Origin of the sequence: Bacteroides caecigallinarum, assembly GCF_016901995.1 — a bacterium.
GTDB lineage: Bacteria > Bacteroidota > Bacteroidia > Bacteroidales > Bacteroidaceae > Phocaeicola > Phocaeicola cellulolyticus.
The window spans coordinates 1-309 of record NZ_JACJLE010000183.1 but is presented as its reverse complement, the minus strand read 5'-3'; the positions used below and the strand labels follow the sequence as shown (position 1 = coordinate 309).

1 rRNA gene is annotated in these 309 nt (G+C 53.1%); it reads left to right on the top strand.

The window, feature by feature from the left end:
• Positions 1-309 (top strand): 23S ribosomal RNA (locus tag H6A61_RS15535); the annotation flags it as partial.

The following is a 309-nucleotide window of genomic DNA, read 5'->3' as shown; positions in this document are numbered from 1 at the left end:
AAACCCCCTCGCCGAAAGACTAAGGTTTCCTGATCAACGCTAATCGGATCAGGGTAAGTCGGGACCTAAGGTTCAGCCGAACGGCGAGACCGATGGCAGAAACGGTAAAAATTCCGTTACTACCTCCAATGGTGACGTGGAGACGCAGCAGTGACACCACCGCCGGCTGACGGAATAGCCGGTTAAAGAGTGTAGGCGTTGATTCCCGCAGGCAAATCCACGGGAAGAGTCGAACTTGAGAGTACACCAACTCCTTCGGGAAGCGGTGATAGTGTGGGTAATCAGACTGCCGAGAAAATCCGCTAAACT